Source organism: Vibrio sp. 10N.239.312.D08, from assembly GCF_041466145.1.
Lineage (GTDB): Bacteria > Pseudomonadota > Gammaproteobacteria > Enterobacterales > Vibrionaceae > Vibrio > Vibrio crassostreae_C.
Genome location: NZ_JBFSSD010000006.1, coordinates 32,836 through 54,127, shown reverse-complemented (window position 1 = coordinate 54,127; position 21,292 = coordinate 32,836). Strand labels below are relative to the sequence as shown.

General features: G+C 43.6%; 17 protein-coding genes. 10 read left to right on the top strand and 7 right to left on the bottom strand.

Annotated features, from left to right (window positions below):
• Nucleotides 1-33: 33 nt before the first annotated feature.
• Nucleotides 34-675, bottom strand: a complete 642-nt coding sequence (locus tag AB6D58_RS05020; RefSeq protein ID WP_017068768.1) for an outer membrane beta-barrel protein — start codon at nt 673-675, stop codon at nt 34-36.
• 150 nt (nt 676-825) lie between these two features.
• Between AB6D58_RS05020 and AB6D58_RS05015 the strand changes: the two genes are divergently transcribed.
• Both AB6D58_RS05015 and AB6D58_RS05010 read left to right on the top strand, forming a co-directional pair.
• Entirely contained in the window at nt 826-2,715 is a 1,890-nt protein-coding gene (locus tag AB6D58_RS05015; RefSeq protein WP_017060410.1) for a DUF294 nucleotidyltransferase-like domain-containing protein, read from the top strand.
• A 5-nt stretch (nt 2,716-2,720) separates the two neighbouring features.
• On the top strand, nt 2,721-3,437 hold the full coding sequence (locus AB6D58_RS05010) for a 3'-5' exonuclease (protein WP_017060409.1): 717 nt from the start codon (nt 2,721-2,723) through the stop codon (nt 3,435-3,437).
• 211 nt (nt 3,438-3,648) lie between these two features.
• On the opposite strand, the gene AB6D58_RS05005 is transcribed toward AB6D58_RS05010, so the two are convergent.
• The 4 genes from AB6D58_RS05005 to AB6D58_RS04990 all read right to left on the bottom strand — a co-directional run bounded on the left by AB6D58_RS05005 (nt 3,649) and on the right by AB6D58_RS04990 (nt 9,578).
• Nucleotides 3,649-5,538, bottom strand: coding sequence for a GGDEF domain-containing protein (locus tag AB6D58_RS05005; protein ID WP_372156652.1), 1,890 nt, complete (start codon nt 5,536-5,538; stop codon nt 3,649-3,651).
• A gap of 20 nt (nt 5,539-5,558) precedes the next feature.
• Nucleotides 5,559-6,707 (bottom strand): extracellular solute-binding protein, encoded by a 1,149-nt coding sequence (locus AB6D58_RS05000; RefSeq protein ID WP_372156596.1) that lies wholly within the window; start codon nt 6,705-6,707, stop codon nt 5,559-5,561.
• Between the two features lie 350 nt (nt 6,708-7,057).
• A complete protein-coding gene (gene serC, locus AB6D58_RS04995) occupies nt 7,058-8,152 on the bottom strand; it encodes a 3-phosphoserine/phosphohydroxythreonine transaminase (protein WP_017065411.1) in 1,095 nt (364 codons plus the stop codon).
• A 163-nt stretch (nt 8,153-8,315) separates the two neighbouring features.
• A complete protein-coding gene (locus tag AB6D58_RS04990; RefSeq protein ID WP_017060405.1) occupies nt 8,316-9,578 on the bottom strand; it encodes a DUF945 family protein in 1,263 nt (420 codons plus the stop codon).
• Nucleotides 9,579-9,761: 183 nt separating this feature from the next.
• Between AB6D58_RS04990 and AB6D58_RS04985 the strand changes: the two genes are divergently transcribed.
• The 3 genes from AB6D58_RS04985 (at nt 9,762) to AB6D58_RS04975 (ending at nt 13,024) form a co-directional block, all read left to right on the top strand.
• The gene (locus AB6D58_RS04985; protein ID WP_017060404.1) at nt 9,762-11,705 is read left to right on the top strand and encodes an ATP-binding protein; all 1,944 of its coding nucleotides are present in this window, start codon (nt 9,762-9,764) and stop codon (nt 11,703-11,705) included.
• Nucleotides 11,698-12,195 (top strand): response regulator, encoded by a 498-nt coding sequence (locus tag AB6D58_RS04980; protein ID WP_017068761.1) that lies wholly within the window; start codon nt 11,698-11,700, stop codon nt 12,193-12,195. Before AB6D58_RS04985 ends, AB6D58_RS04980 begins: the two co-directional genes overlap by 8 nt.
• A gap of 286 nt (nt 12,196-12,481) precedes the next feature.
• Nucleotides 12,482-13,024, top strand: a complete 543-nt coding sequence (locus AB6D58_RS04975) for a hypothetical protein (protein ID WP_017065409.1) — start codon at nt 12,482-12,484, stop codon at nt 13,022-13,024.
• A 161-nt stretch (nt 13,025-13,185) separates the two neighbouring features.
• Here AB6D58_RS04975 and AB6D58_RS04970 read toward each other — a convergent pair whose 3' ends face one another.
• Nucleotides 13,186-13,767, bottom strand: coding sequence for a TfoX/Sxy family DNA transformation protein (locus tag AB6D58_RS04970; RefSeq protein WP_017060401.1), 582 nt, complete (start codon nt 13,765-13,767; stop codon nt 13,186-13,188).
• A gap of 357 nt (nt 13,768-14,124) precedes the next feature.
• Between AB6D58_RS04970 and AB6D58_RS04965 the strand changes: the two genes are divergently transcribed.
• The 5 genes from AB6D58_RS04965 to AB6D58_RS04945 all read left to right on the top strand — a co-directional run bounded on the left by AB6D58_RS04965 (nt 14,125) and on the right by AB6D58_RS04945 (nt 19,682).
• Nucleotides 14,125-15,045 carry an HDOD domain-containing protein gene (locus tag AB6D58_RS04965; protein WP_017066065.1) on the top strand — a complete coding sequence of 307 codons (921 nt, stop codon included), beginning with the start codon at nt 14,125-14,127 and terminating at the stop codon, nt 15,043-15,045.
• A 54-nt stretch (nt 15,046-15,099) separates the two neighbouring features.
• A complete protein-coding gene (locus tag AB6D58_RS04960; protein WP_017071961.1) occupies nt 15,100-16,005 on the top strand; it encodes a lysine exporter LysO family protein in 906 nt (301 codons plus the stop codon).
• A 174-nt stretch (nt 16,006-16,179) separates the two neighbouring features.
• Nucleotides 16,180-16,707 (top strand): hypothetical protein, encoded by a 528-nt coding sequence (locus AB6D58_RS04955; RefSeq protein ID WP_017066066.1) that lies wholly within the window; start codon nt 16,180-16,182, stop codon nt 16,705-16,707.
• A 118-nt stretch (nt 16,708-16,825) separates the two neighbouring features.
• Nucleotides 16,826-18,469 (top strand): pyridoxal-dependent aspartate 1-decarboxylase PanP, encoded by a 1,644-nt coding sequence (gene panP, locus AB6D58_RS04950; protein ID WP_017060397.1) that lies wholly within the window; start codon nt 16,826-16,828, stop codon nt 18,467-18,469.
• A gap of 358 nt (nt 18,470-18,827) precedes the next feature.
• The gene (locus AB6D58_RS04945; RefSeq protein ID WP_004734686.1) at nt 18,828-19,682 is read left to right on the top strand and encodes a MurR/RpiR family transcriptional regulator; all 855 of its coding nucleotides are present in this window, start codon (nt 18,828-18,830) and stop codon (nt 19,680-19,682) included.
• 124 nt (nt 19,683-19,806) lie between these two features.
• Here AB6D58_RS04945 and AB6D58_RS04940 read toward each other — a convergent pair whose 3' ends face one another.
• Nucleotides 19,807-21,099, bottom strand: coding sequence for an iron-containing alcohol dehydrogenase (locus AB6D58_RS04940; protein ID WP_017060396.1), 1,293 nt, complete (start codon nt 21,097-21,099; stop codon nt 19,807-19,809).
• Nucleotides 21,100-21,292 lie beyond the last annotated feature (193 nt).

The following is a 21,292-nucleotide window of genomic DNA, read 5'->3' as shown; positions in this document are numbered from 1 at the left end:
AGCTATTAGTGCACTTAGCCTTTTCGTTACTGGCTAATACTCTAGGAAAAATTCCACTCCTAGCTCGTGAGTACGCTCGCTACGAATTTTACCTTCACCATCTCGATGTTGATATGACCCACCAATCGCAAACTTATTGGTCACTAGATAACGTAAACCTAAGTGATAGACCTCTTCATCAAACAGGTCACTTCGATTCACTTGCACACTCCCGTTAGCTATCCAACGTTTCGCAAAGCCATAGTTAAGCTCAGCTTTTACCCCTTGGATGAACTCAGTGTCTGAAGATTCAGTTCGGTTGGTGTCATTATCTTCAACCTTACCTTTTGTGATACCAAGCAGGTAGTAAGCCACTATATCTAAATCTTTCTTAATGCTGTAACGGTAACCAACACCTGGCATCAGCGTATCAATTCGAGTTGTGGTGTCATCAGGGTGAATAAAGCGTGCGCTGTAGTCTCCCAGCAACAACCAATCATCCGTCATCGCGTAACTGACGCCTAATCCATACGACGAGGCGTTATTATTACTGCCTGCATCTTCATTTAAACTGCCCGAATGCGCCGTGGCATAAATATGGTCGTAATCTAAAATATCCACCGCGTTAGTGTCCGCCCACAAACTTGGAGAAAACATAAAAACCGCAGATACAAAACTAAGCTTCCACTTCGACATTCCTATCATCCTTAAACTGTCACTCCATTAATTGAAAGGTTAGTCTATCCATAAGACTTTAAAAAGGTTTTAGCTCACAGATTGATTTGTGACGGCAAAATATTATCAAATGTTGTACCATGAAATCATACAAACCAATGGATGATCATTATGGATGCTGAGTTATTAGAGATTCAAAACTTTCTGGCACAATACCCCCCTTTCACAGAACTCCCTGAGGAGATGTTGGCGAAAGTGACCAGTAGCGTGGAAATTTCTTATTACCGCCAAGATACCCCTATCATTCACTTTGGTGATCAAATTCATGACTTATACATCGTTCGAAGTGGCGAAGTCGAAGTCTACCGCCGTAAAGGCGAACTCTATAACCGCCTGGATGAAGGCCACTTGTTCGGTCAAATGGGCCTACTGACCAACAACAAGGTGCGTTTCCCAGTTAAAGCCACCGAAGATACCCTGCTTTACTGTATTCCTGAGCCTATCTTCCAAGAGCTCTACGACAACTACGACTCCTTTGCCGATTTCGTAGAAGTAGAAGATAACGCGCGACTGCGCCAAGCCAACTCAGACAGCAACGACGCTAACGACTTAACGACATCCAAGGTTAAAACGCTGCTGACCAGCGAAGCACCAATGATCGAAAAAACGCGCACGATTCAGCAAGCTGCGACCATGATGGCACAGGATAATGTTTCCTCTTTGTTGATCATCGACCCAGAAATCGTTGAAGATGATGAAGATGACTCAACACCCGTGATTGGCATCATCACCGACCGAGATTTATGTACTCGCGTTTTAGCTGAAGGGCTTGACCCATCGGATGAAGTCTCTAGCGTAATGACACCTGAGGTTATCTCTCTCGATCACAATGCTTACGTATACGAAGCTATGATGACCATGCTTCGCTATAACGTGCATCATTTACCAGTGCTTAAAGATAAGAAGCCGATTGGTATTATCGAAGCGACCGATATTGTTCGTTATGAGTCTCAAAACTCGCTGTTATTGGTAAGTAGTATCTTCCAGCAACAAAGTATCGAAGATCTGAAGGTGCTTTCCGAGCAAGTAAAAGACAGCTTTGTGCGCTTAGTTAACGAAGATGCCAACGCCCACATGGTGGGTACTGCAATGTCGGTAATTGGTCGTAGCTTTAAGCAGCGAATTATCGAACTGGGCGAAGAGAAATTGGGCAAGTCGCCTATTCCTTACTGTTTCCTCGCACTGGGCTCTATGGGGCGTGATGAGCAGCTGCTGGTTACCGACCAAGATAACGCAATCATTCTTGATGATACCTACGACGAGAAAAAGCACGGTAAATACTTTGAGGAGCTGTCGACCTTTATTTGTGATGGCTTAGATCAGTGTGGCTATGTGTATTGTACTGGCGATATCATGGCGACTAACCCAACGTGGCGTATGACTCGTCGACAATGGGAAGAGTGCTTTGCCGATTGGATTGATGATCCAAACCCGAAAGCACTGTTAAATGCTTCAATCTTCTTCGACTTAGATGGCGTTTATGGTCGTCTGAAATGGGCCGAGCAATTGAACAGCTTTATTGTTCGACGCGCACGTAAGAACAATCGCTTCTTGGCGTGCCTTGCACGTAACGCACTCAACCGTACACCTCCGCTCGGCTTCTTCAAAGATTTCGTGATGGAGAAAGATGGCCGTCACAACAACTCTATCAACCTTAAGCGTCGTGGTACTGCGCCACTCGCCGATTTGATTCGTGTTCACTCGCTCGCGGTAGCGTCTCGCTCTAAGAACTCGTTCGAACGCTTAGATGACATTATTGACGCCGGTATTCTGCCAAAAGGCCGAGCTCAAGATTTGAAAGATGCGATGGAGTTTATCTCTCTGGTTCGTATTCGCCACCAAGCACACGATGTCGACAACAACATCGAGCCTGATAACAACATCGAGCCAGAGAACCTGTCTGACTTCGAACGACGTAACCTAAAGGATGCATTCCAAATATTAAGTAATGCGCAAAACTTCCTTAAGTTCCGTTATCAAGCCAGCAACAAGTTTAAGTAGGGCCTATGAACAAACTATTCAGATCACCTGCGGTCGATTGGCCATTTAAGTTTGCTCAGAAGCTTGAACGAGCGAGAGACGAGCGCTTAAAGCACTTTTATAGCCAGCCTCTTCCTGCGCCTGATACGCCACTTTCAGAAGTGATGTTTTTGGCTGTCGACTTTGAGACAACGGGGTTAAACCCAAACAAAGACGGCATCATTACCATTGGTTTAGTGCCATTTACGCTCAATCGCATCTACTTGCGACAAGCCAAACACTGGACTCTAAGACCAAAACAGAAACTTGAAGAAGAGTCTGTCGTGATTCATGGCATCACTCACAATGACATCATTGATGCGCCAGACCTTAGCGAAGTGTTGGGCGAGATCTTAGAATCAATGGCGGGACATATCCCTGTGGTTCACTATCGTCGTATCGAACGTGACTTTTTGGACAATGCATTGAAAGTGCGACTCGGTGAAGGCATTGAGTTCCCAGTCCTCGACACGCTGGAGATTGAATCTCAGATCCAAAATAAACTGGCTGGCGGCTTGTGGAACAAGCTGAAAGGTAAGAAGCCAGCTTCAGTGAGACTGGGTCAGAGTCGTCGTCGATACCATCTGCCCGACTACACGCCGCATCATGCATTAACTGACGCTATTGCGACCGCTGAGCTACTCCAAGCGCAAATTGCTCATCACTTTGACTCTGAGATGCCTCTGAAGAGTTTCTGGCTCTAGCTGAGTTACGTAAGCTAAATACAAACACAAAGCCCATCAACTTTCCATTGGTGGGCTTTTTCATTTTTATCGTCTGTGTTTAAGCAACGGTTGGCCCGACTAAGCGCATTTCCCATAAGCGTTTAAACATATTATAACGTCACACCGCAGCAGTTCCGCTCTAATGGACGTCGAAAATCGTGATCGCTATTTGTCAGCGTGATTGGCATTATTACTTCCCAACCACAGACAACGTTTGGTAATAAAGACGCTTTTGCTGATACATATTCTCATCAGCGACTGAGAACAATTGCTCAACGTCTGTTGAATTACTAGAGGCTGCACCAATCGAGAATCTGACAGGAATAGAGATACCCGCTTTAGTCTCGATTGCCTGTTGCTCCTGAGCAATGTACAACTGCTCAGTCATCTTTGCGACATTGAGCGAACTCGACTCACCAGACGTTAAGGTAAGCACCGCAAATTCATCTCCACCCAAACGGTATAGATTACTGGCAGGTGTCAATTCGTGGCTGATTACGTCTACGCAGCGCTGTATCAGCTCATCCCCGATCTCATGCCCATGAACATCATTGGTCGTTTTCAAGCCATTGATATCAATAATGATCAAAGAAATCTGATTTTGATTGTCGTTAATGCTGCGTTTACTGAATTCGAGATCTTCATTAAAAGCTTTACGATTCAAACAGCCAGTCGGCATGTTAATCCGTGTAATATTTTCGAGCTCTAGCCAACCAGCTAACTGTTTTTGGTACATGTCAAAAATCAGAAGATCTTCTTCACTGAGGACATCAAATGAACTTGAACAAAAATACCCGATCGCCGTCCCCTGTGAGTCACAGAGTATCAGGTCAGCCTCGCCAGTCCGGTTAAAATGAAACTGAATCGAATGTTGAACAAGTAATGTCTTTAACTCTTGATCGACCATTTGAGGAATCAACCGATATTCAGCCGCGTGTCTTGATGATGCAAACTGAACGATCTTCAAAAGACGATGCTTCTGGGATTCTTCACGCGCGAGCGAATACGTTAACTTGCTGGTTTTCTCTTCAACTAAGTCCTCTAGCAGAACATTAAACCTTTCGAGTTTATCGTTACTTTCTGTAAGCTCACGGACTTGGTATTGTATGCGACCCCACAAGGTTTCCAATAAACGACTCAGCGTGACGAACTCTGTAAAACGATGTTCATCCACACTATGAGTCGGTGACTGGTTATGCGAATACGACGTAACAGATTCAGCCAACAGGTTTAACTGCCCTGAGAACCAGCGGCTTAGGAACAGAGCAAACACAATCGCGATGGCAAGCGTCGCCACCAATATTCTGACAAAGACCACCTGAGCTTGTTGCATCTCTAATAAACGCTCACTGTCGGAAATATGATGTTTGACGTTCAGTACCAATTTGTCGGTAAAGAATGTGCTGTCGATAGAGATAATGTTCGCACTTTGTTCAGAAAATTGAGCATCCGTTGAATCAATATAGTTAAACTCAACCGACTCATTTTGATAAAGGAAAGGCGTCACTTTAGTCTTAAGTCTGTCATACCCCATAAGAACCACAAGATAACCCTGCGGCGTGTATGTAGAACCTTCTATCAAACGATAAGGTAAAATCGGCGCGACAAAAGCGATACCTGCAGCGGCATTATCCGCCACTTCAGTTTCGGTAAACTCGGTGTGGAACAATTTCCCTTGCCCATAAACCGATTGAGGACGCTTCAAGCTTTCTAATAACTGGCTCTGCTCAAAATGGTACAAGCTGCCTTTGCTGTCATAAATGGGCTTCCAGTTTTGGTCCAGAATATAAGTCGCGGACACACTCTCCGCTAGCGCATTGAAGCTATCCATCTTGTCCCAAACAACACTCGAGAAAAAGATATTACCACCCGCTTTAATCAATGATCGGTCATGCGAGTACCATTGAGTTAGGCTCGCCGTCAGCTTAATTTGCTCTTGTACGGTTTGACGAATACCGGTCGTAGAGTTGTCCAGCTTGGTTTCTTTTTGCTCTAAAGAACTTTGGTTTTGTTTATTGAGAATCAACTGTCCCGCTAGGTAAACAGGAAGCATTGAGCAAGCCAGCAACACCAAGCCCATGGTGTATTTTAATGATAGCTTCAATCTCTTACCCTCATATTCGCCGAGTAATATTGAACAAAATCATTGTAAAACTTATGCAGTTCACTCTTTGGCATCCCTGACTTGTAACGCTGATACGCCCGAGCCGATGCCTCCCAAACGATCGCCATCTTGTAGTCACTCGACATCATTTGCGATGCTTGAAACTCATCGTACATATTTGAAAGTGTCTGGTTACCTTCCTCAACACGGCGTTGATTAACCTCATAAAACGGCGAAACCATGGCACTCGAGTGAGCTAAATAGGTGAAACTGTTTGATTGCAGGTATTGAACGACTTCTTTCAAAGCCAATTTCTTATCTGGGTTTTGCATGCCTTTTTCCGTGACAGCAAAAACCTTTGCGCCACTAAATGAAGACATACTTTCACCACGATAGGTCGGCAACGAATTGATGTACAAATCTCGACCAAAGGCGGCATCGAGTTCGCTGAACGCCCAATCACCGTCAATCAAAAACTCGACTTCCCCATTGATGAACCTCTGCCTCGCGCAAATATCGCTGCACGATGATTCGATGACTTTTTTCTGCTGCAACATGTCGATGAAATCAAAGATAGCAACTAACCCTTCACCATTAACATTCTTCGACGATAATAAGTCTTCAGAAAAAAGCTGATAGAAAGCTAGATAGAAGTACATGTTTGGATTGGGAAAAAGCACGCTCACTTGATCGGACTGAGCAGAGCGTTCAATTAGGCTCTCCCATGTCACGACTTGCGCTTGAGGCTTGCTCGAATACAGAACGACTTGGTTTCCAATACCAACCGGTAACGCCTTAAGCTCACCGTTAATGACCACTGCATCGAGCGCCTTTTTCTCATAGCGTTGGGTATCAACCCAAGCCTCGGGAAGTGTCGCTAATTCGATATATTCAGTTAGACCTAAGAAGTCCGAAGGAACCCAAATGGCGTCGGGAAAAGTATTGTCTCTAGGGTCAGCAACAAGCAGTTCAGAACGAATACTGTTGACGTCAAACGAACGAATTTCTACACGATGATCAGTCATCGCTTCGATATGTTCTTTTACATAATCGGCCGTTTCATAATTAATACCAGCCCATATTTCAAGTGTGGACGAACAAGCAACGGCTGGAAATAGCATCGCAAATAGACTCAATAACCTCACTCTTGCTTCCTTGTGGTAAAAATTAGACGTTGGATTTTAATCGCCCATCAATAAACCGGGCGATGCGACTTATCGCTCGCTGCTCATGATTAGAGACCTAACTTTGGGCGACACGTTATATAGTAAAAAGTGCCTGAATAACAGTTGCTACTCTCGCTTTAAGAGAAAGGTCTGCTCATTCCGATACATCCGTCATATCTCTGGATGACTGTTCTTACAATAAATCAACATACCATACCCTTTATTATTAACGACAAAAAAATGCCGCAAAAGCGGCATCTATCTCGTTCGGTGCATTCGACACAATAAAAATCAAATAAGCAATTTATCAGTCAAAGCCCTATCATCGATTAAGCGTATTTCTCTTCGAAATCTTTCATGAAGCTAACCAGCGCTTGAACGCCTTCCAGAGACATTGCGTTGTAAAGTGAAGCTCTCATTCCACCTACTGCTCTATGCCCTTTCAGTGATTTCAGACCTGCAGCATCAGCCAATTCTAGGAACTTGCCATCTAACTCAGGTTTCGCCAGTTGGAACGGCACGTTCATTCTAGAACGGTTTGCAGTGTGAACATCGTTTTTGTAGAAAGCTGAGCTATCGATTGCATCGTAAAGCAGCGCTGCTTTCTCTTTGTTCACCAACTCCATCGCTTCAACGCCACCTTGAGCTTTCAGCCACTTGAACACAAGGCCTGATAGGTACCAAGCGTAGGTTGGTGGTGTGTTGAACATTGAGTCTTTTTCAGCAAGTACTTTGTAGTTCAGAATACTCGGCAACACGTCGTTTGCGAGTTCGAGTAGATCATCACGTACGATTGCAATGCAGATACCCGCAGGGCCGATATTCTTTTGCGCGCCCGCGTAGATAACACCGTACTGAGACACATCAATCTTACGAGACAGAATGTTAGATGACATATCCGCTACGATTGGCTTATCCGTTTGAGGAAGCTCGCTGATTTCAATACCATCGATGGTTTCATTCGGACAGAAATGTACATACGCAGCTTCCGGGTCAATTTTCCAATCTTTAGCTGGAACAACCGCTGCTTTACCATCAATTGACGTCTTCGCGTTGAATACATCGATTTCGCAATATTTGCTCGCTTCAGTCACTGCACTTTCTGCCCAGTAACCCGCATCAATGTAAGTCGCTTTCGTCGCATCACCTAAAAGGTTTAGAGGAACAGCAGCGAATTGAGCACGAGCGCCCCCCTGACAGAAAAGAACTTTGTAGTTGTCTGGGATGTTCAGAAGATCACGTAGGTCCTGTTCGGACTCGTCAGCAACTTGAATAAATTCCTTGCTGCGATGGCTGATTTCCATCACGGAAGTCCCTAAACCATTCCAATCAATAAAGTCCGCTTGCGCTTGTTTCATTACCGGTTTAGGCAGTGCAGCTGGGCCAGCACTGAAGTTGAATACGTTATCTAATGTAAGTTCCATGGGGATGATTGCTCCTGCTAAATAATAACTATGCAAGTAATACCATGTTTTACCCAACATAAAAACAACAAAAGAGGTCTTAAGACCTCTTTTGTTTTGTACCGTATAAAATGTTTAAGCTTAACCTGCTAAATCACCCTATCAGTATTCACGCCTGCTCTGTTTATTGAACAAAAACCGGCATAAGTAGAGCGATTAATGGAATTTCTTGTCCATTTTCGAACACTAGGTTTCCATTTTCTAAGTCAGCGCTGATTTCATAACCACTGTCTGTTTCCTTGATCATTTCCATCACAAGCAATTCATCGATACCTTCACGGATGAATGGGTATTCTTCAACAAGCTCATTTGAGAAGCTAGAGTGAACGTTGCCCGTTAATGCAGGCATGATCATCGAAGGGTTGCTGCTGATGTTTTCTGTCCCTTCCGGTACGCTCACCAACCACTTAGATTCGAACTGTCCCTTACCTAACTCTAACGACATGTTGTTCATTGAAAGGTCGAAACCTTTAGCAAACAGGATATCGATAAATGGAATGATCTCTGCAACGTCTTCTTGCGTCATCACAGGATTAGATTGGTAAATCTCAAAGATTTTCTCAAACGACTCGCTATCCAACTTCGACATTTCAAAATCGACGTTTAGGTTGTTCAACTGGCCTTCACTGGTCTCGATGTTTGCGATATCCAGCTTGAGGTTGCTGCGCAGACGCTTAGTTGCTTCATCTAGATGTGATTCAAAATCGTACTTAGAATTTTCAATGGTCATGAAAGGCTGCATTGCAGAATCTGAAACCAAGAAGCTATCGATAGTAAAATTCTGAGTACCTAACCAGTAGCCTTTCGCTTGTTGGCCTGAACCCACACCTTTCAGATTAGACAGCGTTACCTCTTCACCGGTTTCAAAATCAATTTGAACTGAAGGGATTGAAAGCTCGTAATCAACTTGGCCTAAAACAGTCGCATGGCCAGAAAGATTCGATTTAGTGATCGAGACCGAAGTCCCATTCTCATCAGAACCTTGGTGATTGAACTGGCTTAACTCAAAGTTAAAGTCAGTGTTGCCGTTTAGCTCAGTACTGGTGGTCAGAGTTAAAGGCAGAATATCGGTATTCTCAAACGTCGACAGTGCATTTAGACTCACCAAACCATGGCTAACCGCACTATTTATGACAAACTCACTCGGCAACCCATCAATCGCAAGTTGCTCTTTCAGGTTTTCATCCGTCACAGTTAAACGAGTGGTTACGTTGGAAGACAAGTAACCTCTATCGTATTCCACGATCTCAGCTTGAATGCTTGAATTGTTAAGCTTTGCAACGCCATCGGTAATCGCATTTTGTCCAATTTGCCCAACCGCTAGCGGCCAACAAAGTGCCAGTGAGATTGCTCCGCCAATAGCACCAATTTTTCTTAACTGTTCCATGAGTTCTCTTTCTACACGTGTCTATTTTTTTTAGTCTAACCCATCAGTAGCAAACAAGAAACATTGAGTTAAATCAGTCTATTGCTCGATACTTCGATTGCCTCAATAAATTAACGGCTAGCTCTCATCCTTATTCGGCGGTTCTTGCTAGGCTAAAGACGTCGCTACTATTAAGGTTGAGCTGTGAATCAATACGCTGTTATCTGTTTGGACAATAATCCGGTTAGCATTGAAAGAATACGTTCGGAGCTGGCTCCGTTGGCTTCTGTATTCGATATTTATACTGCCGAGAACATAGAAGACGCACATCACGCATTAGAAGATATTCATGATCACAACCAAACCGTTGCCTTGGTGATCACTCATCATCATTCTGAATTTAATGGCGTGCAATTCCTGATTGAACTTCAACAGCTGCCCCATAGTAATACCGCAAGAACGATATTAGTCAGCGCTTCGTCAGACATTCAATCCATTTTAACCGCTGTGAATGAAGGTAGGCTCAACCACTGTTTAACCAAACCGGTTCAAGATCAGGTTCTGTTCAAATCAGCGCAAAAAGAGCTGACCTCTTTTGTTATCCAATACGACTCAGAAAACCTGCTCTCTTACAGCGATGCATTGGATCAACAACGCTTACTCAGAGCGCACATTGAGCAAAAGATTCACTCTTTCCAATCGGGTTTCATTCACGACTACCACCAGCTTTCTGATAATGCCCTTGCAGAACGTGTCGTCAGTGCCTTACAAGATGTGTTTTCAAAAGATGACAAAACTAAGGCCATTCGTGACTATTCCCCCGAGCATCTACTCACTGTGGAAGGCGAAGACAATCGCTTTTTATGGCTGATCATTGAGGGTGAAGCAGCTCTTTATAAGAAAGATGAACTTGGGCAACAGCGGGAAGTGGTACGTCACTCCAAAGGGAACATTGTTGGCGGGATGTCATTTGTAACAGGCGAGCCTTCGTTTTCTACGGCGATCACCCTAACGCAGACTCGCGTTATCAAACTGGATAAAGATAGCTTTGCTCAGGTGATGCATTCAAACAATACCCTGCTGCCTTTATTTACCAATCTATTGCTCCGTCATTTTAATCGACGTTTGCAACGCAGCATCACCAATAAGATCAAACTGCAGCAGACACTAGAATCATTAGAGTCTGCACATCAACAACTGATCGAGAAAGAGAAAATGGCGATGCTCGGGCAGCTAGTCGCGGGAGTCGCACATGAGCTGAATAACCCGATTGCTGCCATATTAAGAAGCATCGAAACTCTGTCAGACCATCTCGACCAAATATTGGCAAACCTATCCGTTCCAGAGTCCAATAAAGGGACTGACGTACTGGCACATTCAAAGTTAGCTAAGCCACTATCAACAGCCCAAGAAAGACAGCTCGTAAAGCATCTTACGTCGACGATTAATGACCGTGCTTTAGCAAAAAAAGCCGTGAGACTAAACCTAAGCCAAGACTCTACGGTTCTAAACACATTAAAGGCGTCCCCTGTCGCAGGCAAAGAGCTGCTCAATGACTTAGAGCATTACCATTATGTTGGAAACTCTATCCGCTCAATTCAAGTGTGCAGCAAGCGTATTGCCGATATGGTCAAAAGCTTAAAAAGCTATGCTAGAGAAGATGAAGAAGTTCGCCACTACACAGATATCCACGAAGGGCTTGAAGATACCTTAGTGATCTTCGAAAACAGGCTTAAACACCACCAACTCGAAAAGCATTACGATACCGACTTACCGCCTTTATTGTGCCAGTCGCTCTCGCTGCAACAAGTGTGGACCAACCTTATCTCCAATGCGCTCGATGCCCTATCTGAACGAGGAAAAGTGACCATCACCACTTCTCAACAGACAAAAGGCGACGACGCGTTTCTTGTGGTGCAAATCTCCGATACTGGCCACGGCATTGCCAAAGAAGACATCAACACCATTTTCAACCCAAATTTCACGACTAAAAAAGAAGGCAACTTTGGTTTAGGGATTGGGTTATCCATTTCTCAACAAATCGTTTCGGCTCATCAAGGGTTTATTTTGGTGGAGTCAGAGGTAGGCAGCCATACAAACATGCAAGTGTGGCTTCCATTCAAACAAGAAGGAGCACCTCATGAATAAGTACCTAATTTTATGTGTCGATGATGAACCTGAAGTTCTCAATAGTGTCCTTCAGGACTTGGCGATATTTGAAGAGAACTTTCTGGTTGAAGGTGCAGAGTCGGTCGGTGAAGCCAAGCAAGTCATCAAAGAAATGGGACAAGATGGTATTAAGCTCGCGTTAATCTTGTGCGACCACATCATGCCAGAAAAGACCGGCATCGATTTTCTGATCGAACTCAATCAACACGACGCGACGAAACCAACACGTAAGCTGCTGCTCACAGGGCAAGCTGGGCTGGAAGATACCGTCACGGCCATTAACAACGCTGCACTTGATTTCTATATTTCAAAACCTTGGCAAGGCGATCAACTGAGAGACACGATTACTCAACAATTGACTGACTATGTCATTGCCAACGACAAGCAATTGCTAAACTGGACTTCCATCTTAGATACCGAGCGCATACTGACTTCAATGGCGGATAAACGCACCAGTTTTGGTGAATAGCACTGATTGGTTAATGGATACTGAGAATAGCGTCATCCGATATAAAAACCTTCCGAATGTATACAAATTTTGGATAATTCGCTCGTCTATTTTTCTCATTCGCCCTAAACATGAGATCTCCGTTACATACTGATCCTTAATTTGCTTGTTTTTTAACTAAATGAGTAAGGTTTTACATTTTAAAGGATTACTTTTCCGTGAGTTAGATTAAACTGTCTCAATGTTTATGGTTTGCCGATTTGTCTCAAACCAAAGGAATTAACACTAATATAGGTTTACGGTCGTTATGCGCAAAATTCTACTTACTACCGCTATGCTATTGGCTTCTGGTCAAGCACTAGCTGTTGATGAACAACCACAGGTAATGAGCAACTTTAACTATGATTACTTTGAAGCACGTATCGGTGCTAGCCCAGTAACATTTGGTGGTGCGTTCAGTAAGTCCATTCACCCGAACGCTCACGCTATAGCACGTATCGATTCAGAATTTGAAAGCGATTACGACTCAGCTGTAGGTCTTGGTTTCCACGCTCCATTAAACAACTGGGCAGACCTAACAGGTGAAATGCTAGCTCGTATCGTTCAACCTGAGAACTCAAGCTCTACTGATATCGGTATGGAAATCAACATTGGTGTTCGCCAATGGCTTGGTCCACAACTAGAAGTTGGTGGTAAAGGTGGTTACGTTTCTATCGATGACAACGATGATTGGACAGGTTCTGTTTACGCGCGTTTCCACTCTACAGAGCTTTTCTCTTTAGGTGCTGAAGCTCGTATTAACGACTTCTACGGTGACCAACTTATGTTCACTGCTCGCTTCAAGTACTAATACTTAAAGCTCAAGCCCTAGCAAATAAGCTCTCTATGAGCACTTAGCCTTTTGATACTTAGTCTTTTAAGAAATCCGGCTAAGACAGAAACAAAAAAACCGAGGACATTCCTCGGTTTTTATTTATTAACAGTAATCTTAAGCATATAAGGTAAACTTCTTTAGTGGCAGCTCTTTAGTAATTGCTGCTTGCGTGGCTCTTGTAATAGTTTCCAGTGAATACCATCAATTGCACCCGCAAATTTCCAAAGTAGTTTTAGGTCAACATCGTTTCCGTACGCTTCGCGAACCTTATTAAACACTTCAGGTGCGCCCAACTGCATAAACATTGAAACATCATCCACACCCGCCTTTTTAACCATGCGCTCTAACGTAAGCTGCATGTTTGGTAGATCTCTTAATCTACGGCTAGCTGATGACTTCTTGAAGCTACGCTGCTGAATTGAATTATCGATTGAAGTACGAATAATACTATCCAATTCAGGATGTTCACAGGTAAACAGATCCGTAATGTCGTAATAGTTTACGGTTGCTGTTGTCTGCTTCTTTACATGACGATACTTTTCACAATCAAGATCGGTCAGTTTTTTATCTAATGATTTTCCACCTCTAATGAATAAACAACCTTCACTCAATAAAGCGAACATAGCGTCATTTTGAAAGAGGCCAATACCTCCGAACATAGAACGTTTTTGATGCTCACCAAATTGATTCACGTAATTAATAAATGCTGTCTCGGTCATATCCGTTGATCCTTAATCAAATTACCCCGATTAGGTTGATCACCAGACAAGCAGCTTGTTATGCGAAAATTTTAAATCTATTTTGTTATTCTATAGGTGAATATTATGGTTTCGTTTTTCACCTTTAAATAAATCATACTTCGAAAAGAAAAATAAGTCTGGACTTAGTTCACATCAATCAATTGAGTATTCCGGTTTTTCATGATTGACTTCACAGTAAACTATCAAACCATGCTTGAATTTGGACACCTAGTGATACACCGGTTCAAATTATTAAAGGTTATGTAGACGGGTGAGTATTGCCTCGCAGCATCGTGGCTTGTAAAATGGCAGGACAGACCTGTTTTTACTTTTTATATGAATCATTTATCGTTTTTCTGGCTACCTCAAAATAAGACTCTTCTCTTAAAGGGTCTAGAATCAGAGTTTGCCCAACTTGTTGGACATTCTATCTCAGCGGGAAAAATAACACTTCCTCCTATCCCTAACGTTGTACTGAAGATTCAATCGCTTTGTACCCTTGAATCAACTGGGATTGCTGACGTTGCCGAGTGCTTACTCGAAGACCCAGGCCTCGCTGCTATTGTCATTCGTGTGGCTAACTCTGTCGTCTTTAACCGACGTAATATTACTTGTGTTGATATTATGACGGCGGTGTCGCGCCTTGGCATATTAAGAGTACGTGACATCGTGACGGCTCAGGCTATTGAGCAACTCAAACACTCAGTCAACCTCAGTAAAGAATGTAATAAGGTATTGGTTCAGAGCGCTTCTGTATCAAAAGAGCTGGGCGCTACTATGGTGCTTGTTACCAACAGCTTCAAAGAGCTCTCCCCTACTGAATACCGTTACCTTGAGCATGAAAAATCGCTGCTTGTTGGATTACTGGCTGATATTGGTTTGTTCTGTTTGGTTAGCGAATACCACCTCTACCTCGAAAATGGCAATTACCTAGATCACGACATCGCTCTACAAATCTTCCAAGGCCAATGTTCTGCTACCAGTAAATTGGTGCTTAACCGTTGGGGCTTCGACAGCGACTTTATTGATGTGTGCAGCAATACCATCAATAACCACGAACAGCGTGAAGTCTCTTACTTAGATATCGCTCGAATCGCTAACCACCTGCTGATGTTCAGAAACAAGGATGAGAACATCGATGATCACGAAGTTGAACTTAACGTGACAGGTGCAGAGGTGCTTTATAAATTAAGCAACTTGAGCAAGCATGATTTTAATGCAAAGCTAAGCGACGTGATCAATACTAGCGGCTTCTAAGTCACTGTTAAATTACAAGTAAGTGTAATATGAAGTAAATGCAATGGGGAAAGCATGTTTACAGGGATGATCTTTATATTTGCGCCACTCGTCGTGGGGTATCTTTTTGCAATTTCGAACGCTCAGACATTAGAATTTATCAACCGCTCAACATCGCGGTTGATCTACGTGATTCTGGCGTTAATGGGACTAAGCTTAGCCGCCCTCGATAACCTAGGCAGTAACCTGCAGACAATCCTTCTATATACCGTCACTTTCTTTGTCTGCTTAAGCGTATGTAACCTAATGGCACTGCCCGCTATTGATAAGTTATTGCCACTCAAAACCGACAGTAGCAAGAAGAAGCTTCCCCTCTCTTCTATGGCGATGGAATCTGCAAAACTCATCTTAGTGGTAGGTTCAGGGCTAATCGCTGGCTTAGTGCTGCCTATTGGCCTTGATTGGGTTGATACCGCAAGCGAATGGATTCTGTTTGTTCTTCTATTCTTTATCGGCATTCAGCTGCGTAATAGCGGACTCACACTTCGTCAGATCTTACTCAACAAGCACGGTATGGTTATCGCAATCACCATTATCATCACCTCAATGTTAGGTGGTGTAATCGCGGCTTACATCCTAGATATCCCTCTGTTCAAAGCCTTGGCAATGTCTTCTGGATTTGGTTGGTACTCTCTGGCTGGTATCTTAATGGGTGACGCCTTTGGTCCTGTCTATGGTGGCGCTTCTTTCATGCTTGAGCTGTTAAGAGAGTTAGTTGCCTTGGTACTGATTCCAGTGCTAATTCGCAGCTACCCATGCACTTCCATTGGTTATGCTGGTGCGACTGCTATGGACTTCACCTTACCGGTCATTCAAACAACAGGCGGCGTTAGATGTGTGCCTATCGCTATCGTCAGTGGCTTTATCCTCAGCTTGCTTGTTCCGATATTGATGTTGTTCTTTGTATCTCTTGCTAACTAGATCGCAGGAATAGCGTTTGTTTTAGATTAGAATGCAACTCGAATACCAATGCCCAAGACACCGATACAGTTACCGAAATAAAAAGACACTAAGTGTCATTGCTCAACAAATAACGATCACGGTAACCTGTAACGACAAAGTTATAAAAAGAATAAACTTACAAAAGGAACCACTATGAAACGCCTTTGCGTCGCATTACTGCTAGCTTCAACTTCTACTTTCTCTTTTGCAGCAGATTCAATGTCTGAGACAAACCAGTGCCAAGCAAAAAAATATGATGCGTACATCGACGCTTCTTTGAATTGGTATGCCGACCTTGCTGCATTAACCTCTGAGCAATATCCAGAGCTAACAGAAGTGAGTGAGTGGTTCCTAGAAGGTCGTAAGCACCACTTTGAGCTTAACCGTGCTGCGGTTCACTACTACTTAGTAAACGACTCAAGCAAAGTGGCAACAGAGCAACCTGTAGAAGGTTGGTTGCAACTTGAGCAACACGACATTAAAACGCTATCAACACGTGATGATGAGCTTGGTAAAATCGCGAAAACAACATTCGATGACCGCCAATCAACGCCTCACGCTCAAAACTACGAACTACGTTCTGCCTTTGCAGAGCTGCTTAGTCACCCTAAGCAAATCGACTCAGCGCTGCAGCGTTACAACCAGTCGATCAGTAAACTTGAAGCGATTAAGTGTAAATAACCCCGCATTTAATATGCTTTTTTGAGAAGTTGGATTTCATAATTAAGACGGGACATTGTTCCCGTTTTCGTTTAGATTGTCCCGCTCGCGTCAATATTAGAAAAATAACTCGCTTGCTATGGTTACGGAACAAAAAACAGCAGATGTTAGCTTCGACAGTCTTCTACGTATCTTCACGGTACCTGAAGGCCCAGATTCAACACTCACTCAAATTGAAGACAAACTTTCACGAAACCTGAATCAATTCTTACGTGAACATATTGTGGCTGAAGAAAAGCCGCTACGTGAAATTGAGAAAGATTTTTCAAATGCTCATATCCCAGAGCAGCCTGAGTTTGTTTCTGAACATACTGAGCATCTCCTCGATTCTCTTGTGTCTCATTCGGTTCACACGTCTTCGCCAAGTTTTATTGGCCATATGACCTCTGCGTTGCCGTACTTCCTGATGCCGCTTTCAAAAATCATGATTGCGTTGAATCAGAATCTAGTAAAAATCGAGACCTCAAAAGCTTTCACTCCCCTAGAACGTCAAGTTCTGGGCATGTTACATCGCCTGATTTATCAAGATAGTGACCAGTTTTATTCTCGTTGGATGCACAGCGCAAACCACTCTTTAGGTGCGTTTTGTTCTGGCGGTACCATCGCGAACATTACAGCGCTCTGGGTTGCACGTAACAACGCACTAAAAGCGCAAGGTTCGTTCAAAGGTGTAGAAAAAGAAGGCCTGTTTAAAGCCATGAAGCACTACGACTACGAAGGCCTTGCCATCTTAGTCTCTGAACGTGGCCACTACTCTCTGAAAAAAGCCGCGGATGTCCTTGGTATTGGTCAAGAAGGTCTAGTGTCTGTTAAAACAGATAACGACAACCGTATTTGTACTGATGATTTAAGACTCAAGATCGAGCAGCTCAAGCAGAACAAGATCAAACCTTTCGCCGTCATTGGTGTGGCTGGTACAACCGAAACCGGTAATATCGACCCGCTAAGAGACATTGCTGAGGTGTGTGCCGAATCCGATTGTCATTTCCACGTTGATGCAGCTTGGGGCGGTGCGACTCTGATGTCTAACAATCATCGTCACCTACTTGATGGTATTGAACTGGCGGATTCAGTCACGATTGATGCGCATAAACAGCTTTATATCCCTATGGGTGCGGGTATGGTTCTGTTTAAGAAGCCAGATGCGATGACTGCGATTGAACATCATGCTCAATACATTCTTCGTAAAGGCTCAAAAGATTTAGGCAGCCATACGTTAGAAGGTTCTCGTTCAGGTATGGCAATGCTGGTTTACGCCGCAATGCACATCATTAGCCGCCCAGGTTATGAACTGCTGATCGACCAAAGCATCAACAAAGCGCGCTACTTTGCCGACCTAATTAAAGATCAGAGCGACTTCGAGCTGGTTTCAGAACCTGAGCTTTGCCTACTGACTTATCGCTATGTCCCTGAGTCAGTCAAAGCGGCACTGCTTAAAGCTGAGCCTGAACATCGTGTCGAACTGAATGAGTTGCTCAATGAGCTGACTAAGTTTATTCAGAAGAAGCAGCGTGAAACAGGTAAGTCTTTCGTGTCACGTACACGCTTAAACCCTGAAGCATGGGTACATCAGCCAATCATCGTTTTCCGCGTGGTATTAGCAAACCCACTAACAGGCAATGACATTCTTTCGTCAGTGCTTGAAGAACAGCGTGAGATCTCTAAACTAGCACCAAACTTGATGGGCAAAATCAACAAACTGGTTACGCAAATCAACGCATAGTCATTCAATTTTAGTTGCATCAAATTGAAAATTTCTTTCTTTTTGATGTAACTAAGCTGTCAGTTCATACCCATTTTGCATTCTTTTTGCTCAAACTCTCTTCCAATTCTGTAGTTTTCTAAAATTTTGTTGAGGTTTGTCATATTCTTAAGCATTCATGCCCTGTTTTTGTATTAGTAAATAGTATGTTGGGTTTATACTGACTCTATGGTGCTAGTTAGCTTGATATCTATTTGACGCAGCAGTATTTACGAAACCGAATATACATCGGCTTTGTGTTTACTGATATTTGCTTCAGCCATACCCCCTGGTAAAAGATATTAACTAGCAAGTTGTTCTCTATACCCTTGTGAACACTATGAATACATTAGAAAAAATACAAAAAAACCTGGAAAATTTCAGCAAGTCTGAGCGCAAGGTAGCCGAAGTAATTATGGCTTCCCCTCAAACTGCAATTCATTCTAGCATTGCTACCTTAGCTAAAATGGCTGACGTGAGTGAGCCTACAGTTAACCGCTTCTGTCGTCGATTAGACACAAAGGGCTTCCCTGACTTCAAACTTCACCTAGCTCAAAGCTTGGCAAACGGTACACCTTACGTGAACCGTAATGTTGAAGAAGATGATGGTCCAGATGCTTATACGCATAAGATTTTCGAATCAACTATGGCTTGTCTAGACGTTGCTAAAAACAGTCTAGACGCGATGCAAGTAAACCGTGCTGTTGACTTGCTGACTCAAGCAAAACGCATTTCGTTCTTCGGACTGGGTGCCTCTTCTGCTGTCGCCAAAGATGCTCAAAACAAGTTTATTCGTTTTAATATCCCAATCACATGTTTCGAAGACATCGTGATGCAACGAATGAGCTGCATTAACTGCAGTGATAACGACGTTATTGTTCTTATCTCTCATACTGGCCGCACTAAAAGCCAAGTTGAGATTGCAAACTTAGCGCGTGAAAACGGTGCGACAGTTATTGCTATCACAGCAAAAGATTCTCCACTGGATAAAGCGAGCTCGTTGTCTATTTCTCTGGATGTTCCAGAAGACACTGACGTTTACATGCCAATGGCAAGTCGCGTTGTTCAGATGACGGTTATCGATGTGCTAGCGACAGGCTTTACGCTACGTCGTGGTTCTGGTTTCAGAGAGAACCTAAAGCGCGTCAAAGAGTCACTTCGTGATTCACGTTACGAGAAGTACTCTCAGTTCTAATCTGCTTAGTCATGAACTGAAAACAGATGACCAGAGAACAAGTTGAATTAAAAAAACGGAGCCTAGAGCTCCGTTTTTATTTGTCTGTATAAAATGACTTATACAACGAACAAGTTTAAGACCGTTAGATAGTCCAACTATTGCCCTTCTCAACCACGCTGTTTTCGGACGCATAAGAATTGATAATGGTAAAGCTCGACTCGACAGCTGGCTCTTGCCCAATTTGATTCATTGAAGCTCCCTCATGATGCCCTTCTCTACAACTGCACTTCTCGCATACTTGCTTCAAAATATGCACGAGCCTCTCTTGGTTAAGCGGCAAAGGGTTTCCTTTAATCGCCACTGATTTGAGCGCGTCGGCAGACACCTCATCAAACTGGGCTTCACAGACACCAAATTCCAACAAGTTGGGTAACTTAAGCGTATCAAGCACTTCCGATAACCAAGAAATTGCCTCCTCTTCTATTGCTTCTACGTTACCTGTTACTATCTGAGCGATTCGCTGATAACGCGCTAGGATGTCGCTTCTTTGCTGCTCTTTTGCAACGGCTATGTTCTCCAACATCACAAACGGCGCTAAACGCGCGGTAATCACACTATGAGGCGCAGAAATCTTACCTCCTAGTGCGGAGGCTAAACCATGGGCTGCGCCAAGCTTGGCATTAGTTATCGCCATACCACCGAGCATAGAAGCGAAAGCAAGATCAGAACGTGCTTGAGGCTCATCATAAACACACGCTTTAACCACAGAACCACTCAACTTACGCAGCCCTTCTTCACAAATCATATCGGTTAACGGATTCGGTTCACCACACACGTAGGCTTCCATTAGATGAGTAAAGGCATCCATCGCACCTCGCCCAGATAGATATAGATTGGTTCCATGAGTTAGGGTTGGGTCGACAATCGCAACGTCGGCCAGCATGTCTGGGCTTCTCAGGCTGATTTTTACTTGGTCTTGGCCTGATTTCAGCACCGCGTTTTTAGTGACCTCGGCGCCGGTACTCGCTGTGGTTGGAATTGCGATAAACGGAAGTGGTTTGGTTTTAAGAGGAACATTACGCCCGACCACTTCAACATAGTCATATAAATTGCCTTGATTAGGTAAAACCGCAGCCAACGCTTTGCCCATATCGATGGCGCTACCGCCCCCCATGGCGACAACCATATCTGGCTTAAATCGACGAGCAGAAATAGCCGCCTCTTCAACCATTTTGATATTAGGTTCACCGGAAACGGCAATGTGCTGATAACGCATACTCTGCGCATCAAGATAGTCAGTAACTATTGAAGTGCGCTCTAATGTATTGCCTGTAACCAATAGCACGCTGTAGCCATATTGATTAAAGAGAGACAATGAAGCGGAAAGTGCTCCATCACCAAAGATGATCTTTGTAGATGTCATAAATTGAAACATGGTGCCTCCTGCGCCTATGACCGAACAAAACTGCGAACTCTTGGTTATTGGAATTTAGCCTTTATATAGTGCATCAGTATTAAGATGCCTCGTTCTGTATGCGCTTTTTTTGACGAGGTGCAACTTGTCGCATTAAAGATGGATTAATGTCGTATTCTTAGGGGTAATTCACACTCTTAAATTAAGGGTAATC

What these genes read in the sequence shown, in the direction of transcription:
- AB6D58_RS04960 (WP_017071961.1), top strand. Translation starts at nt 15,100, where the DNA reads ATGTTTACAGGGATGATCTTTATATTTGCGCCACTCGTCGTGGGGTAT.
- AB6D58_RS04965 (WP_017066065.1), top strand. Translation starts at nt 14,125, where the DNA reads ATGAATCATTTATCGTTTTTCTGGCTACCTCAAAATAAGACTCTTCTC.
- AB6D58_RS04970 (WP_017060401.1), bottom strand. Translation starts at nt 13,767, where the DNA reads ATGACCGAGACAGCATTTATTAATTACGTGAATCAATTTGGTGAGCAT.
- AB6D58_RS04940 (WP_017060396.1), bottom strand. Translation starts at nt 21,099, where the DNA reads ATGTTTCAATTTATGACATCTACAAAGATCATCTTTGGTGATGGAGCA.
- AB6D58_RS04955 (WP_017066066.1), top strand. Translation starts at nt 16,180, where the DNA reads ATGAAACGCCTTTGCGTCGCATTACTGCTAGCTTCAACTTCTACTTTC.
- AB6D58_RS05005 (WP_372156652.1), bottom strand. Translation starts at nt 5,538, where the DNA reads ATGGGCTTGGTGTTGCTGGCTTGCTCAATGCTTCCTGTTTACCTAGCG.
- AB6D58_RS04990 (WP_017060405.1), bottom strand. Translation starts at nt 9,578, where the DNA reads ATGGAACAGTTAAGAAAAATTGGTGCTATTGGCGGAGCAATCTCACTG.
- AB6D58_RS05015 (WP_017060410.1), top strand. Translation starts at nt 826, where the DNA reads ATGGATGCTGAGTTATTAGAGATTCAAAACTTTCTGGCACAATACCCC.
- AB6D58_RS05020 (WP_017068768.1), bottom strand. Translation starts at nt 675, where the DNA reads ATGTCGAAGTGGAAGCTTAGTTTTGTATCTGCGGTTTTTATGTTTTCT.
- AB6D58_RS04980 (WP_017068761.1), top strand. Translation starts at nt 11,698, where the DNA reads ATGAATAAGTACCTAATTTTATGTGTCGATGATGAACCTGAAGTTCTC.
- panP (WP_017060397.1), top strand. Translation starts at nt 16,826, where the DNA reads ATGGTTACGGAACAAAAAACAGCAGATGTTAGCTTCGACAGTCTTCTA.
- AB6D58_RS05010 (WP_017060409.1), top strand. Translation starts at nt 2,721, where the DNA reads ATGAACAAACTATTCAGATCACCTGCGGTCGATTGGCCATTTAAGTTT.
- serC (WP_017065411.1), bottom strand. Translation starts at nt 8,152, where the DNA reads ATGGAACTTACATTAGATAACGTATTCAACTTCAGTGCTGGCCCAGCT.
- AB6D58_RS04945 (WP_004734686.1), top strand. Translation starts at nt 18,828, where the DNA reads ATGAATACATTAGAAAAAATACAAAAAAACCTGGAAAATTTCAGCAAG.
- AB6D58_RS04975 (WP_017065409.1), top strand. Translation starts at nt 12,482, where the DNA reads ATGCGCAAAATTCTACTTACTACCGCTATGCTATTGGCTTCTGGTCAA.